Origin of the sequence: Bacillus sp. FSL K6-3312, assembly GCF_038007485.1 — a bacterium.
Taxonomy (GTDB): Bacteria; Bacillota; Bacilli; order Bacillales; family Bacillaceae; genus Bacillus; species Bacillus pumilus.
On sequence record NZ_JBBOXI010000001.1, the window covers coordinates 3,401,268 to 3,415,634 of the forward strand.

A 14,367-nucleotide genomic window follows, 5' to 3' on the forward strand; every position below is an offset into this window, starting at 1 on the left:
TATCGGCTTTTTGATTAGCGAATATATTGCGCTGGATTGACTGCATTTGATTTTGCGCCATTCCATAATCCTTTGTGAATTTCAAAATGGAGATGCTGACCATGTGACTGGCCTGTATTCCCCATGTATCCTAGGAATTGTCCTTGCTCGACTCTCTGCCCTGTGGACACACTTCTTGTAGACAGGTGGGCATATACCGTTTGATAAGTCTGTCCATTGATATTATGCGTAATGAATATTACATTCCCGTAGCTCGATGAGTAGCTTGAGTTCGTGACTGTTCCAGATGCAGCTGCGACGACAGATACTGTGCCTTTTGCTGCAATATCTAAACCGTAGTGGTTTCCGCCAGAACGTCCGCCAAAGCCAGATGAGAATCGACCAGCAGCTGGTTTAATAAAGCCTGAGCTGCTTGCTGGTGTATCAGATACTTGATCTGAACCGCCACTTTGAGGTGTAGGTGCACTTTTTTCAGCAGCTGCTTGTTCCGCTTTCTTTGCTTCTTCCTTTTGGCGGCGTGCTTCCTCAGACTTCACAGCCGCTTTTTGGTTCGCTAAAATTTCTTGTTCATTTTCAAGTTTGCCTAATTCATCATGAGTATGATTCTTTTTATCTGTTACATTCCCTAAGATTTTCTCTTTTTCTTTTTGCTGTTTAGACAAATCCTTTTTCAACTCTTCTAGCTCTTTCAGAGATGTTTCAAGTCCACTTAGCTGATTATTTAGCTCTGCTTCTTTTTGCTCCACCAGCTTTAAATCATTTTCATGTTCTGTAATCATGTCTTTGTCTGCTTCGACAATGGTTGTGACAGCCCCAACACGACCGACAAAATCACTAAAGCTGCGAGCACCCAGCAGCACATCTAAATAGTTGATCGTACCGCCGCTTTTTTGCATCGAACGAATTCGATCTTTGAATATAGCTTTTCTTTTTTCAATTCGATCATTGATGACTTGAATGTCTTTTTTTAGTTTCTTGATCTCTTGCTTCGTTTGTTTGACTTCTTTTTCTTTTTCAGCGACTTTTTCAGTTGCAGCACTTACCTTGTGGTCAATCTTTTCAATTTCTTTTTTGAGCTTGGATTCTTTCTTTTCAAGCTTAGCCAGCTCTGATTTCTTTTTCTTCAAAGTTGATTCAGTCTTTGATGTTTTCTCTTCGATTTGTTGACGTTTTTGATCTAGGTCTTCATATGCGAATGCACGATTCTCGTTCCCTGGAATGTATAGCCACGTTGTTCCAATAAACGCTGCCATTCCAGCCATCATCAGCTTTCTTTTCAAAACGATATTCCCCTCCTATGACAACTGCCTGCATGAAGAGTCGACCGGATGAATCGGTTCAACCGGTCACATCTTCTAGCAAATTCTCGAGTGCTGCCATCAAAAATAGATTTATACTTTTAAGAATTTACGAATGGATGTCAAGCTGCCCCATACACCAATGATTGCACCGATCAATAGAAGGACCAGTGAAACTTGAAAGACAAATGGGTTATATGGAAGCATGGAAATAAATGAGCCTTGTACTCTTGGTGCCACCCAGCCCACTGCATATTGATATGTGCCAAGCAATAGAGCGATTGGTATAATGGAACCAAATACACCAAGCAGTAATCCTTCAATGAAGAATGGCCAGCGGATAAACCAGTTCGTTGCACCTACGAGTTTCATAATCTCGATTTCTTTACGTCTAGCAAAAATCGTAATTTTGATCGTATTAGAGATCAAGAACATAGCTGTAAATAAAAGCCCAATGATGAGCGCAATCCCTACATTTCGCGCCACTCCAACCACATTAAAGAGTCGGCTGACTTCTTCTTTTCCGTAGGTTACTTTATACGTACCTTTTAGGTTTTCTAATTTCTTCGCTACTTTTGGTGTATCGTGTGGATCTGATGTTTTCACAACAAACGCATCGTTTAATGGGTTTTCTTGATCAACAAGTCCCATGGATTGTCCATTTTCACCAAAGCTTTTAATCAGCGCTTTTAGTTCGTCATCTTTAGATGAGTACTTGACATCACTAATTTCAGGAATCTTCTCAATTTCTGCTTTTAATTCATCCTGCTGCTTTTGATTCGCCGTTAATTCGATTAACACTTTTACTTCTACTTCTTTTTCAGCATTCGATGCCATGTTGTTCAAGTTGAGCATAATCACAAGAAAAACCCCAACTAAAATCAATGTGACAGTGACCGCACTAATTGATGCAAATGTCATCCACGTGTTTCTTCCAAGTGAACGGAAGCTCTCACGTAAATGCCGCGAGAGAGTTTTAATCATAAATGCCGTACTCCCCTCTTGCTTCGTCACGCACAATCATTCCATCTTCGATTGCGATGACGCGTTTCTTCATGCTGTTTACAATTTCTTTGTTGTGTGTCGCCATGACGACTGTTGTTCCGCGGTTATTAATCTCTTCGAGTGTCTTCATGATTTCCAAAGATGTATCTGGATCAAGGTTTCCTGTCGGCTCATCTGCAATGACAACCTCAGGACTATTCACGATTGAACGAGCGATAGATACACGCTGCTGTTCACCGCCAGACAGCTGGTCAGGAAATTGTCGTGCTTTGTGCTTGAGCTGTACCAAATCAAGTACATCCAGCACTTTTTTCTTAATGATATGAGGCTGTTCCCCAATGACTTCAAGAGCAAATGCCACGTTCTCAAACACCGTGAGGGTTGGAAGTAGTTTGAAATCTTGGAACACTACGCCAATTTCTCTTCTTACGTAAGGAATTTCTTTTTCCTTAATTGAGGCTAAATCTCTGCTATTAATTAAGATTTTCCCTTTGGTTGGCTTCTCTTCACGATACATCATTTTGATGAAAGTGGATTTACCAGCACCACTGGGACCAACAACATACACAAACTCTCCTGGGTGGATAGAGACATTGATTCCATTGATCGCCTTTACACCGTTAGGATAGATCTTGTAGACTTCCTTCATTTCAATCATGTAATCACCTAATCTTTTCTTATTGCTGACTAACAGCTTATCATGATGTTTTGACACTTATCGTCAAAAAACGTTATGTATGGTCACGCACATACCCTTCGATACGTACAAGCAATTTATGTCCTTTTCATCCAAAAAGATGAAAAAAATGAATCGTCTAAATTTCAACAACTCCAATTATACGTCATGAATCGACGCAATGGTATTACATTTATATTTCAAAACTTATCGTTAAAAGGTAAAAACAACGTTTAAAACCGAAAAGTGTGCCTTTTTACCCTTATTTTTTAAATAAAATTTAATATAATGCGTTTCCATACTATTCAAAAGTCTTTTTCTACATATAAAAACAAAAAAACCTTGTCGATTAGACAAAGGTTTTATTTTTTCTCTGCAAGCCATTTTGCTACTTCTTTTGCTTGCTTCTCATCTACCATTCCGCTTGGCATAGAGCCTTTACCATTCTGTGCAATATCTGCAATTTGGCTTTCATTATATTTCTTCCCTACTTCTTTCAGGCTTGGTCCGCCTCCGCCAGATAGGTCTTTCCCATGACAGCCAATACAGTTTTGCTGATAAATTTCCTCACCACTGCTCACAGTTGAAGCACTTTTGCTGCCTTCTTTGTCACTGTCACTGCTGCTTGAATTACCTCCACAAGCCGCAAGAACAAGAAGCATCGCTGCAAACAGCATCATTAATCCGCTCTTTTGCATCAATTTCCCTCCCTTACAATCATTTGGTCAACGCTATTATATCCTTGTTTACGCCCTTTTAAAACCCTCACCAAGCACCTCTTTTGCATCCATTACGATGACAAATGCTGATGCATCGATTGCTTTCACCACTTGTTTCAACTTTGTGAATTGTGACTGTCCAACGACACACATTAGAATTGGACGGTCATGGTCGGTATATCCTCCGACTGCTGAGATTTTTGTGACACCACGGTCAATTTGATCAAATACTGCCTGTCTGACTTCATCCTCATGCCCTGTAATGATCATCGCCATTTTCGAATGACTGAAGCCGGCCTGTACGACATCAATCGTTTTACTTGAAATAAACACACCAATGACAGCGTACAGTCCCTCTTCAATCCCGAAAACAGTCATCGCAGCCAGGACAATTAGGCCATCCATCATCGCTAAACAGGTGCCAAGCGTGAGTCCTGTATATTTATTGATGATTTTGGCAGCGAGCGCCGTTCCACCTGTTGATCCATTTCCAAGGAACACGAGCCCTATGCCGATCCCAATCACCACTCCGCCAAAAATGGCTGCTAAGAGCGCTTCATGTGTCACAGGTGCAATATGTCTTGTGACAAACACCATCAAAGGTAAGAAAATAGAGCCAACGAGCGTTTTCACGCCAAATGTACCGCCTAATAAATAAAAGCCAGCGATAAACAGCGGAATGTTGAGCCCCCACTGCACATATGCCGCTTCAAAGCCGAATGACTGCATAATCGTACTAATCCCGCTCACACCACCTGCGGCAATCTGATTCGGTAATAATAACGTATTAAATCCAATCGCCACAATGGCTGATCCGATTAAAATGAACAAGTAATTTTTTGCTTCAATCCATAATTGTGAATGTCCCTGCTTCATGTCTGTCTTCCTCCGTTACTTCTGAATGCACACCTATTTTAAGCCCTCCTATTACGAATGTAAATAACAGCCAAATGCAGTGCTAATGGATTAATACTTTATCACACAAACGGATCAGCGTGCTTGCCGTTTGGCATAGGAGCAAATGATGGTATATTTAATATGTACATGAGAAAGAAGGGACATGCGATGAAGAAAATACTGAAGATCATAGGCATTACATTACTTGCACTGATCATTTTGGCTTTTGGTGCTTTCTATACATGGAGCCGCTTTACATACGGACCATCTGCCGCATTAAAAAAGCAAGTGAACATCGAGCAAGTGGAACATAAAAACAACGTCTATACATTTGCATCAACAAAAAGCGATACGGGCATCATTCTCTATCCAGGAGCAAAGGTAGAACCACTTTCATACGCCTATATCGGGAATGAATTGATGAAAAAAGGCTACTCTGTCTTTATCCCTGACATGCCATTTTCGTTTGCGATTTTTCATACAAATAAAGCACAAGATATCATGAAAGATCATCAAACGATCAAACATTGGTATATTGGCGGTCATTCACTAGGCGGAACAGCCGCCGCTATGTTTGCAGAAAAAAATCAGCGCAAACTCGACGGTCTTTTTTTCCTTGCGTCTTATCCAGCATCAGATGAGCTGAAATCACCGTCCTTGAACGTCCTCTCTATATCAGGTGAAAAGGACGGACTTGCGACACAAGAGAAAATCAAGCAATCGAAAACAAATTTGCCGTCTCAAACCGTTTATCATGAAATAAAAGGCGGGAACCATGCTCAGTTTGGCATGTATGGTAAACAAAAAGGTGATCAGCCAGCGGACATTCCAGCCCTCACTCAGCAAAAGGATATCATTCAAACGATGCTTGAATGGCTAAAACCAGCAAAAAAGCTCCCGTAATGGGAGGTTCAGCGTGTAGACAAACCCTCGCATTCGTTGTCAGTCCTGCGCGCTGGTGCTCACGAATGTCAAATTCGCTTCGCTCCAGTGCTCGTCCTTCCTAGACTTCAAAGGTTTTCTATCACGCCGAAAGGACAAAGGGCTAAAATAAAGATCATTTTAACCCTTTGTCAACAATCTAAAGCTTCCGTAATGGGGGCTTTTCATTTTCACTTTTTCGTCGCTTCTAAAAACTCTTCAGCGTCTGCTACAGCGAGGCTAATGGCTTCCTCCCAAAAGTCTTTTTGGGTAAGGTCGACACCTAAGTGCTTATAGGCCAAATCTTCTACTGTCATTGAAGCTGTATCCTTTAGTAATGCAATGTACTTTTCTTCAAACGAAGTACCAGCCTGCAAGGCCTTTGCATAAATTCCTAGTGAGAACATGTAGCCAAATGTGTACGGGAAATTATAAAACGGTACACCCGTGATATGGAAATGCAGCTTAGACGCCCAGAAATGCGGATGGTATTCATCTAGTGAGTCACCAAAGGCTTCTTTCTGCGCTTCTACCATCAGCTCATTCAACCGGTCCGCCGGCACTTCTCCTTGTTTACGCTCTTCATAAAAGCGCTGTTCAAATAAGAAACGAGATTGAATGTTCATGAAAAAAGCTACACTTCGCTGCAGCTTATCCTCTAACAAACTGAGGCGCTCCTCTTCATTTGCCGCTTCTTTTAATGAAGCATCAGCCACAATCATTTCTGCGAATGTCGACGCCGTTTCAGCTACATTCATCGCATATTTGCGATTAAGAATGCGAACATCCTGCATCACTTCCTGATGGAACGAATGACCAAGCTCATGCGCGAGTGTCGCCACATTGGATGGACTGCCTGAAAAGGTCATAAAAATGCGTGACTCTCCGCTGTCAGGGAAATTTGTACAAAAACCGCCTACTCGTTTGTTCGGGCGATCCTCAGCTTCTACCCAGCGCTCATTAAAGGCCTTTTCTGTAAAAGCAGCAAGCTCTTCTCCAAACCCAGCGAAATGCTTCACAATAAAAGCAGCTGCTTCCTGATACGGATAGATCTTGGTCTCACTGCCAATAGGAGCCCCAACATCAAACCAGCTTAGCTTATCCACTCCAAGCATGTCAGCCTTTCGATGTAAATAATCAATGAATGGCTGCTTATGTTCATCAATCACAGACCACATGGCATCAAGGGTTTCTTGTTTCATCCGGCAAATATCAAGCGGCTCTTTTAAGATATGATCCCAGCCTCTTGCTTCATATACTTGCAAACGAAAACCTGCCAAATGATTGAGCGTGCTTGCAAATAGATGTTCGTCCTGCGTCCATGCATGTTCTAGGTTATGATAAACAGCCTTTCTGACTTCACGGTCTGGATTATCCATCGCATTTTCCGCTTGGCCGACAGAGATCATCTGCGTTTCACCATGTTGTTCAAACGGAATCGTAATCTTATTCACTAAGCTAGAATAAAGCTCATCCCACGCATGGTAGCCATCAACGGCTAGCTTTTGAATCAATGTTTCTTGTTCAACAGGCAATTGATCCTTCACGCGCTCTCTGCGTTCATTTAATATGTAGCGAACATCTGAAAAGGTCTCTGAATTCATGAGATCCTCCCATTTTTCAGGAGAGATGGCAGCAAGCGCCTGATCAAACAGCGCAAGAATGGTACCTAAATCAGCTTCCAGCTTAGCAATCGTACCTCGAAGACTGCCAGCCTTCATATCCTTTGTATTTTGAGACTGAAGACAGGAAACAAATGAACCTGCTTGAGACAGTTTTTTATATGTGGTTTCATACGTGTCAAGGACAGACGTTAACCTATTTTCAATGTGTGTATCTTCTTTTGAAAAGGCATCGACCTTTTGTCGTAATTCATCTAATAGCTGCTGAATGTGTTGCAAGTATGTTTTAAATTCTGGTGAAGAGCTGCCTCCTTTAAAAAAGGCATCTAAATCCCACGTCTCTTGTAATGTTGTTAATCCCAAAATATTTCCCCCTTTATTTGCTAATTTCATCATACAAAGGATATAGAGTCAGTATGGCGTATGTATTCCTTTATATTCATTATATTTTCTCACAATAAAAAAAACCCGGCAAGAAGCCGAGTTTTTATGATAATTTCGAACGTAAGTAAGCATCGATAAATGAATCTAAATCTCCATCCATTACCGCTTGAACATTTCCCATCTCCGTATTGGTTCGATGGTCTTTCACAAGAGAATACGGATGGAATACATAAGAGCGAATTTGGCTTCCCCAACCAATTTCTTTCTGCTCTCCTCTGATTTCATCCAATTCAGCCTGCTGTTCCTCGATCCGTCTTTGATAAAGTTTCGATTTCAGCATTTTCATCGCACGATCTCTGTTTTTGATTTGTGATCTTTCTGTTTGGCATGTCACCACGACATTGGTTGGAATGTGTGTGATACGAACGGCAGAGTCAGTCGTATTGACGTGCTGTCCACCTGCGCCGCTTGCACGATACGTATCTACTTTGATATCTTCTGTTCGAATATCAATATCGATTTCTTCATTGAACTCAGGCATGACATCACAGGAAACGAACGACGTATGCCTGCGGCCAGATGAATCAAAAGGAGAAATACGAACCAAACGATGGACCCCTTTTTCTGCTTTTAAGTACCCGTATGCGTTATGCCCTTTGACGAGCAATGTCACAGACTTAATTCCTGCTTCATCACCAGGAAGATAATCAAGCGTTTCAACCTTAAAGCCTCTACGCTCTGCCCAGCGAGTATACATTCTCAGAAGCATAGAACCCCAGTCCTGTGATTCAGTACCGCCTGCGCCTGGGTGAAGCTCGAGGATGGCATTGTTTTTATCATATGGTTCACTTAAGAGAAGCTGCAGTTCAAACTCGTTAAATTGCTTAGTTAAGTTCTTCAGCTCTTTCTCAAGATCTACATGAAGCTCCTCGTCATAATCTTCCTTTAATAGGTCATGTGTCATTTGCAGCTCTTCATGAGATTCACTGAGCTCATGGTATGAATTCACATTATCCTTTAGTGCATTGGCTTCATTGATGATGCCTTGTGCCTTTTGCTGATCATTCCAAAAATCAGCCTCTGACATGGTCGCTTCGAGTTCTGCAATTTTGGCTTCTTTTGTTTCGAGGTCAAAGAGACCCCCTAAAATCAGCTAGCCTGCTAGCCATATTTTCAAGCTCTTGTCTAATTTCTACTAATTCCATATCCTTCACCTCATAGATGTATGGGGGCTAACATGAATAGAAAGAGGTTTTCACCTCTTTCCATTACTTATTCTGTCTTCCCATGACAATTTTTATATTTCTTGCCGCTTCCGCAGTGACATGGTGAGTTTCGGCCAATGTCTACGACTTTACGTACCGGCTTCTTTTTCACTGTCTTCTCCTCATCACCCTCTTGAGGCTGATGAGCTGTTGTTTGACCTTGAACGACTTCTTCACGTTCTAAGTTGTTTTGGATTTCTGATTTCAAGACATATTTGGCCACATCATCTTCGATTGAAGCGACCATATGCTCAAACATCGCAAATCCTTCCATTTGATACTCACGAAGCGGATTTGTTTGTGCATACGCACGTAAATGAATCCCTTGACGCAGTTGATCCATTGCATCGATATGATCCATCCACTTTGAATCCACCGCACGAAGAACGATGACTTTTTCAAATTCTCGCATTTGTTCATCGCCATATGTTTCTTCTTTTGCATCGTATTTTTCTTTAATACGATCCATAATGAAGGAGGTGATTTCATCTGCTTCTTTACCGTAAATATCCTTGACCGAAATGGCTCCTTCATCTAAATAGTTCGTGTTGATTAATTCAACAAGCCCATCTAGTTTCCATTCTTCAGGAAGCTCTTCTTTCGGCGTATAAGAACCAACAGCGCGCTCAATTGAAGACTGAATCATATTGATCACAATCGATTTTAAGTTATCAGAATCAATGACTTCAAAGCGCTGTTTGTAAATCACTTCACGCTGCTGGCGAAGCACATCGTCATATTGCAGAAGCTGTTTACGGGAATCAAAGTTGTTCCCCTCAACGCGTTTTTGAGATGATTCAACGGCTTTAGACACCATTTTACTTTGGATAGGCGTAGTGTCATCCATGCCAAAGCGGTCAAGCATTGCCATCGTACGCTCTGCACCAAATCGTCGCATCAATTCATCTTCCATAGAGAGATAGAATTGGGTAATCCCTGGGTCTCCTTGACGACCAGAACGTCCGCGCAGCTGGTTATCAATACGTCGTGATTCATGACGCTCTGTCCCAATTACAGCTAGACCGCCAAGCTCTTTGACGCCTTCGCCAAGCTTGATGTCCGTACCACGTCCTGCCATGTTGGTCGCAATGGTGACGGCACCCTTTTGACCAGCCTCTTCAATAATTTGTGCCTCACGCTCATGGTTTTTCGCGTTTAACACTTGATGAGGAATCCCTTTATTTTTAAGCATCTTAGAAATAAGCTCAGACGTCTCAACCGCTACTGTTCCGACAAGCACTGGCTGCCCTGTCATATAGCGCTGTGCAACATCTTCAGCCACTGCTTTAAATTTACCTTCCATTGTGCGGTAAATTAAATCAGGTCTGTCATCACGAACCACTGGTTGATTGGTTGGGATTGTCACAACCTGCATGTTGTAAATGTTACGGAATTCTTCTTCTTCCGTTTTCGCTGTACCGGTCATACCAGAAAGCTTTTCATACATGCGGAAGTAGTTCTGGAACGTAATCGTTGCAAGGGTCATACTTTCGTTCTGCACTTCGAGACCTTCTTTTGCCTCAATGGCTTGATGCAGACCTTCACTATAACGGCGTCCTTTCATTAGACGTCCTGTGAACGAGTCAACAATAACGACTTGACCTTCTTCAACGACATAATCCACATCTTTTTGCATCGCAACATGTGCCTTTAGCGCCTGGGCGATGTGATGGTTCAGTGCGACATGTTTGACATCAAATAAGTTTTCGATGCCGAATGCTTTTTCCGCCTTCGTCATTCCACTTTCTGTCAGCTGTACACTTTTTGTTTTAATATCGTATGTGAAATCATCTTCTATTTTTAATGTACGAACAAATGCATTGGCTTGTACGTAAAGCTTTGTAGATTTCGCAGCTTGTCCAGAAATAATAAGAGGTGTTCTCGCTTCATCAACTAAGATGGAGTCAACCTCATCAATCACGGCATAATGAAGCGGTCTTTGAACCATTTGCTCTTTGTAAAGCACCATGTTATCTCGTAAATAGTCAAAGCCAAGTTCATTGTTTGTAGAATACGTAATATCAGCAGCATATGCTTCTCTTTTTTCATCTTTGTCTAAGCTGTTTAAGTTTAAGCCAACCGTTAAGCCAAGAAACTCAAAAATCTTGCCCATTTCCTCTGCATCACGGCTTGCCAAATATTCGTTGACTGTCACAATGTGGACGCCTTTTCCAGAAAGAGCATTTAAATAAACAGGCATTGTTGAAGTCAACGTTTTACCTTCACCTGTTTTCATCTCAGAAATGTTGCCTTCATGAAGCGCGATCCCCCCCATGAGCTGCACCTTAAATGGGAACATTCCTGTCACGCGGCGTGATGCCTCGCGAACCGTTGCAAATGCTTCAACCAACAGGTCATCCACGGATTGTCCCTTTTCAAGTTTTTCTTTAAATTCGTTCGTTTTATTTCGTAAAGCCTCGTCAGATAATTTCTCAAAATCTTGAGCGAGAGCTTCAATTTCATTTGCTTTTTTTTCATATTTGCTGATCGTACGTTTCGTAGGATCAAACACTTTGTTTAAGATTCCAAGCATATAATAACGCTCCTCTATTTCATGCAATTTTTCGGCATGTCCAAAAGATTGACAGGTCCATATTTACCTGCATTTATCATACCATACCTTCCTTCATTTCCAAAGAATTTGCAATGATTTCGCACAAAAAACCCGCCCCTCATGGAGGGAACGGGTTTACTTTTTTTAGGTTGATTTTAGATCAGATTAAGCGTTTGGCTCAATCAGTCCATATTTTCCATCATTTCGGCGATAGACCACATTGGTCAAATTTGTCTCAGCATTTGTGAAGACGAAGAAACTATGACCTAACATGTTCATTTGAAGGATGGCCTCTTCGCTATCCATCGGTTTTAAATTGAAACGTTTTTGTCTGACGATTTCTGTTTCATCAATTTCTTCGTCATCTTGAACAGCTACATCAGCCGTCCCATTTCCTCCAGCAAATAAGTGCTTTTTGGCACCTTGCTCGCGGAATTTACGGTTTACTTTTGTTTTGTGTTTTCGGATTTGACGTTCTAATTTACTGGCTGCTAGGTCTACTGCATTGTACATATCTTCATTATGCACCTCAGCTCGAAGTGCTAGATCAGTCATTGGAATGGTAACCTCAACTTTAGATTCTTGATCATTGTAAAACTTCAAGTTCACGTTGACTGAAGCATCTACGTCTGTCTCAAAATAACGCTCCAGCTTTCCAATTTTTTTCTCGACATGATCTCTTAGTGCAGGTGTTACGTCGATGTTTTCTCCTCTGACATTGTAATTCATGTAAAGAACGCCTCCTTTAAAATTAAGGATATGTAAACCTATTTCTACTTTTCCCTCCTTTTCTCCTGCTCAAACGTAAAAAAAATGTGAATTTTCATTGAAATTTGTCGAATTTTGCGGTGCATCAACTGTTACTTGATAGGTGATGAATATATATTCGGCTCATTCTTGAAAAAGACCAGCGCACATTTAAATGGTGAAAGATGATATTGATGTTTTCAGCGATTGAGATAAGGTTTTTAAGTCCTCCGCCGCTGCTTTCATTTCTTCATTTGCTGCCAATGATTCTTCAACAGCCGCAGACATGTACTCCGTCTCTTCTGAATTGCGTTTGGCTCCTTCTTCAATGACCCCAACCGTCTGAGATATTTCCTCTGTACTAGCTGAAATCTCCTCTGCAGTAGCTGAAAGTTCCTCTGCTTTCATCGAAATATCACGAATAGATTCCAGGATTTCATGAAAGCTCTGTTCTGACAATTGCGATACTTTCACACCTTCTGCTACATCCTGCTCAACCTTTTTCATCGTATGTGATGATTTTTCAGTATCTTTGTTCACGTTCGCGAGCAATTGACTAATTTGATCTGTCAGCTGACTAGATTCTTCCGCCAGTTTCCTCACTTCATCTGCTACCACCGCAAAGCCTCTCCCATGCTCTCCTGCTCTTGCCGCTTCAATAGCAGCATTTAAAGCAAGCAAATTCGTTTGATCAGCGATGGCATGGATATGACCTAACAAATCTTCAATGCCTGTAAACTGGGCTTGTACATGAGCCATTGTGGAATGGTGCTCGTTCACAGACGCTTTGATAGAGCTCATTTGTTTTACGAATTGCTGAATAAGCGCTGCACCCTCTTCAGCCTTTTCAGTCACTGAAATTGAGTGACCCGAAACATCGGATGTGTGTTCAGCTGCATTTTGCATACCAGTCGAGACTTCTTGAATGGCAGAAGCTACTTTTCCGACCGCGTTTGATTGTTCACGTGAAGCTTCACTGACCTGTTCAATCGAGCTAGATGTCTGCTCACTTGCCGATATGGTTTGATGAATCGTTTCCTCAAACTGAGCAGCAGAATCAGCTAATTGTCTTGATCCATGTTGCACCTGTAAAATGAGCTGACGCAAATGCTTTGTCATTTGATTAAAAGCAGTACCGAGTTGACCAATCTCATTTTTAGAGGTCACTTCAATCTCTTCAAGTGTAAGGTCACCATCTGCCATCCTTCTCGCAGCATTTGTGACAGACACAATCGGCTTTGTCATACGATAAACGAATCTTGTCCCAATCAACAAAAAGCCAACAATAATGACCGCACTAACTAGAATGAGAGTGAATAGTAATTGATTACTGTCTTGGTTGAGCTGATTGATTTTTTGGTCACGTTGCTTCAACTGAGTTTTAGCAAATTCTTTTGTAAAGGTATGTATTTCTTGTTCGATAGGTTGTAATTCTTGATTGAGGCGTGTGTTGAATTCTTTTTGATTTTGCATATTCAATGAATTAAATAGTCGGTTCGTTGAGGTGTAGTAGAGATAATTCTTTTCTGAGATTTGATCTAATAGATTTTTTGCTTGTTTGACAGAGCTCATTTTTGTAGCTTCCGTTGTTTTCTTATTAATCTCTTCATATGTTTGCTCAATTTTCTGTAAATTTTCAGCATCTTGCACGACAACATATGTTTTAATTTGTGCTTCCTGTTTTTGCAAAAGCGCCTCTAATTCCAGTGAGGTCTGATAAAGCTTCACTTCTTTACTGAGAAGCGTCTTGTAGGATTGATCTGTTTTGTAATAGATGAAGCTTGAGAATCCTAAAATACTGACAAACAATACACATATGACAATAAGCCCAAACAAAAATTGATTTTTTAGTCTCATAATTTCCTCCGAAAGTCTGAATTGAACAAAAATTAATGAATGACATACGGCCTCATACAGGCATGTATTTCATCCATCCACTTTCTATATTCAGGTATAAAATATGCTTTAAGGAATGATTGGAAGTGTATTGAAGGGAATGTATAGAAAGCTAGTATATCAAAACTTAAAAAAATTTGATCAAACGAACGAATCGTTTTGGCAAAGTGCTCATTTTCTATAATTGAAAGCAGAAGGGGATGTGTTGTCTCTAAATGAAAGAAGGCATGGATCAGATCATTAAAGATCCGATCCCCTTCTGTTTTAGCAAAATCCTTCTCAATTTCATCTAAATATTTTAGACTCTCTTCTATCGTAAATAGAAGTTCATAATATGTGGTTAATAAAATATAGTCATCTGAACGATACGCCACAGGTCTCAC

12 protein-coding genes are annotated in these 14,367 nt (G+C 41.0%); 1 reads left to right on the forward strand and 11 read right to left on the reverse strand.

What is annotated here, in order from left to right:
- Nucleotides 1–14: 14 nt before the first annotated feature.
- From MHI11_RS17920 to MHI11_RS17940, 5 genes are all read right to left on the reverse strand, one after another.
- Nucleotides 15–1,280, reverse strand: a complete 1,266-nt coding sequence (locus MHI11_RS17920; RefSeq protein ID WP_340913130.1) for a murein hydrolase activator EnvC family protein — start codon at nucleotides 1,278–1,280, stop codon at nucleotides 15–17.
- Between the two features lie 111 nt (nucleotides 1,281–1,391).
- On the reverse strand, nucleotides 1,392–2,282 hold the full coding sequence (gene ftsX / locus MHI11_RS17925; protein WP_340961897.1) for a permease-like cell division protein FtsX: 891 nt from the start codon (nucleotides 2,280–2,282) through the stop codon (nucleotides 1,392–1,394).
- Nucleotides 2,275–2,961, reverse strand: coding sequence for a cell division ATP-binding protein FtsE (ftsE, locus tag MHI11_RS17930; protein ID WP_034660129.1), 687 nt, complete (start codon nucleotides 2,959–2,961; stop codon nucleotides 2,275–2,277). The genes ftsX and ftsE overlap by 8 nt, the downstream gene beginning before the upstream one ends.
- Before the next feature lie 380 nt (nucleotides 2,962–3,341).
- Nucleotides 3,342–3,677, reverse strand: a complete 336-nt coding sequence (gene cccB, locus MHI11_RS17935) for a cytochrome c551 (RefSeq protein WP_044139349.1) — start codon at nucleotides 3,675–3,677, stop codon at nucleotides 3,342–3,344.
- A gap of 48 nt (nucleotides 3,678–3,725) precedes the next feature.
- Entirely contained in the window at nucleotides 3,726–4,574 is an 849-nt protein-coding gene (locus tag MHI11_RS17940; RefSeq protein WP_003212797.1) for a YitT family protein, read from the reverse strand.
- A 189-nt stretch (nucleotides 4,575–4,763) separates the two neighbouring features.
- Here MHI11_RS17940 and MHI11_RS17945 point away from each other — a divergent pair, with 189 nt between their 5' ends.
- Entirely contained in the window at nucleotides 4,764–5,498 is a 735-nt protein-coding gene (locus MHI11_RS17945) for an alpha/beta family hydrolase (RefSeq protein WP_044139348.1), read from the forward strand.
- A gap of 209 nt (nucleotides 5,499–5,707) precedes the next feature.
- On the opposite strand, the gene MHI11_RS17950 is transcribed toward MHI11_RS17945, so the two are convergent.
- From MHI11_RS17950 to MHI11_RS17975, 6 genes are all read right to left on the reverse strand, one after another.
- Entirely contained in the window at nucleotides 5,708–7,501 is a 1,794-nt protein-coding gene (locus MHI11_RS17950; protein ID WP_044139347.1) for a M3 family oligoendopeptidase, read from the reverse strand.
- Nucleotides 7,502–7,625: 124 nt separating this feature from the next.
- Nucleotides 7,626–8,727, reverse strand: a protein-coding gene (gene prfB, locus MHI11_RS17955; protein ID WP_113755007.1) for a peptide chain release factor 2 whose coding sequence is annotated in 2 segments (ribosomal slippage) — nucleotides 7,626–8,654 and nucleotides 8,656–8,727 — 1,101 coding nt in all. Because the reading frame shifts where the segments join, the coding sequence is not laid out codon by codon here.
- Nucleotides 8,728–8,794: 67 nt separating this feature from the next.
- Nucleotides 8,795–11,320, reverse strand: a complete 2,526-nt coding sequence (secA, locus tag MHI11_RS17960) for a preprotein translocase subunit SecA (protein WP_065097934.1) — start codon at nucleotides 11,318–11,320, stop codon at nucleotides 8,795–8,797.
- Nucleotides 11,321–11,506: 186 nt separating this feature from the next.
- On the reverse strand, nucleotides 11,507–12,070 hold the full coding sequence (gene hpf, locus MHI11_RS17965; RefSeq protein WP_003213481.1) for a ribosome hibernation-promoting factor, HPF/YfiA family: 564 nt from the start codon (nucleotides 12,068–12,070) through the stop codon (nucleotides 11,507–11,509).
- Nucleotides 12,071–12,259: 189 nt separating this feature from the next.
- On the reverse strand, nucleotides 12,260–13,945 hold the full coding sequence (locus MHI11_RS17970) for a methyl-accepting chemotaxis protein (protein WP_268508541.1): 1,686 nt from the start codon (nucleotides 13,943–13,945) through the stop codon (nucleotides 12,260–12,262).
- Between the two features lie 32 nt (nucleotides 13,946–13,977).
- Nucleotides 13,978–14,358: a hypothetical protein gene (locus tag MHI11_RS17975; protein WP_003213093.1), complete on the reverse strand. Its 381-nt coding sequence runs from the start codon at nucleotides 14,356–14,358 to the stop codon at nucleotides 13,978–13,980.
- Nucleotides 14,359–14,367: the final 9 nt, after the last annotated feature.

Coding starts and splice junctions, on each gene's coding strand:
- ftsX (WP_340961897.1), bottom strand. CDS start 2,282: ATGATTAAAACTCTCTCGCGGCATTTACGTGAGAGCTTCCGTTCACTT.
- ftsE (WP_034660129.1), bottom strand. CDS start 2,961: ATGATTGAAATGAAGGAAGTCTACAAGATCTATCCTAACGGTGTAAAG.
- cccB (WP_044139349.1), bottom strand. CDS start 3,677: ATGCAAAAGAGCGGATTAATGATGCTGTTTGCAGCGATGCTTCTTGTT.
- MHI11_RS17940 (WP_003212797.1), bottom strand. CDS start 4,574: ATGAAGCAGGGACATTCACAATTATGGATTGAAGCAAAAAATTACTTG.
- MHI11_RS17945 (WP_044139348.1), top strand. CDS start 4,764: ATGAAGAAAATACTGAAGATCATAGGCATTACATTACTTGCACTGATC.
- secA (WP_065097934.1), bottom strand. CDS start 11,320: ATGCTTGGAATCTTAAACAAAGTGTTTGATCCTACGAAACGTACGATC.
- hpf (WP_003213481.1), bottom strand. CDS start 12,070: ATGAATTACAATGTCAGAGGAGAAAACATCGACGTAACACCTGCACTA.
- MHI11_RS17970 (WP_268508541.1), bottom strand. CDS start 13,945: ATGAGACTAAAAAATCAATTTTTGTTTGGGCTTATTGTCATATGTGTA.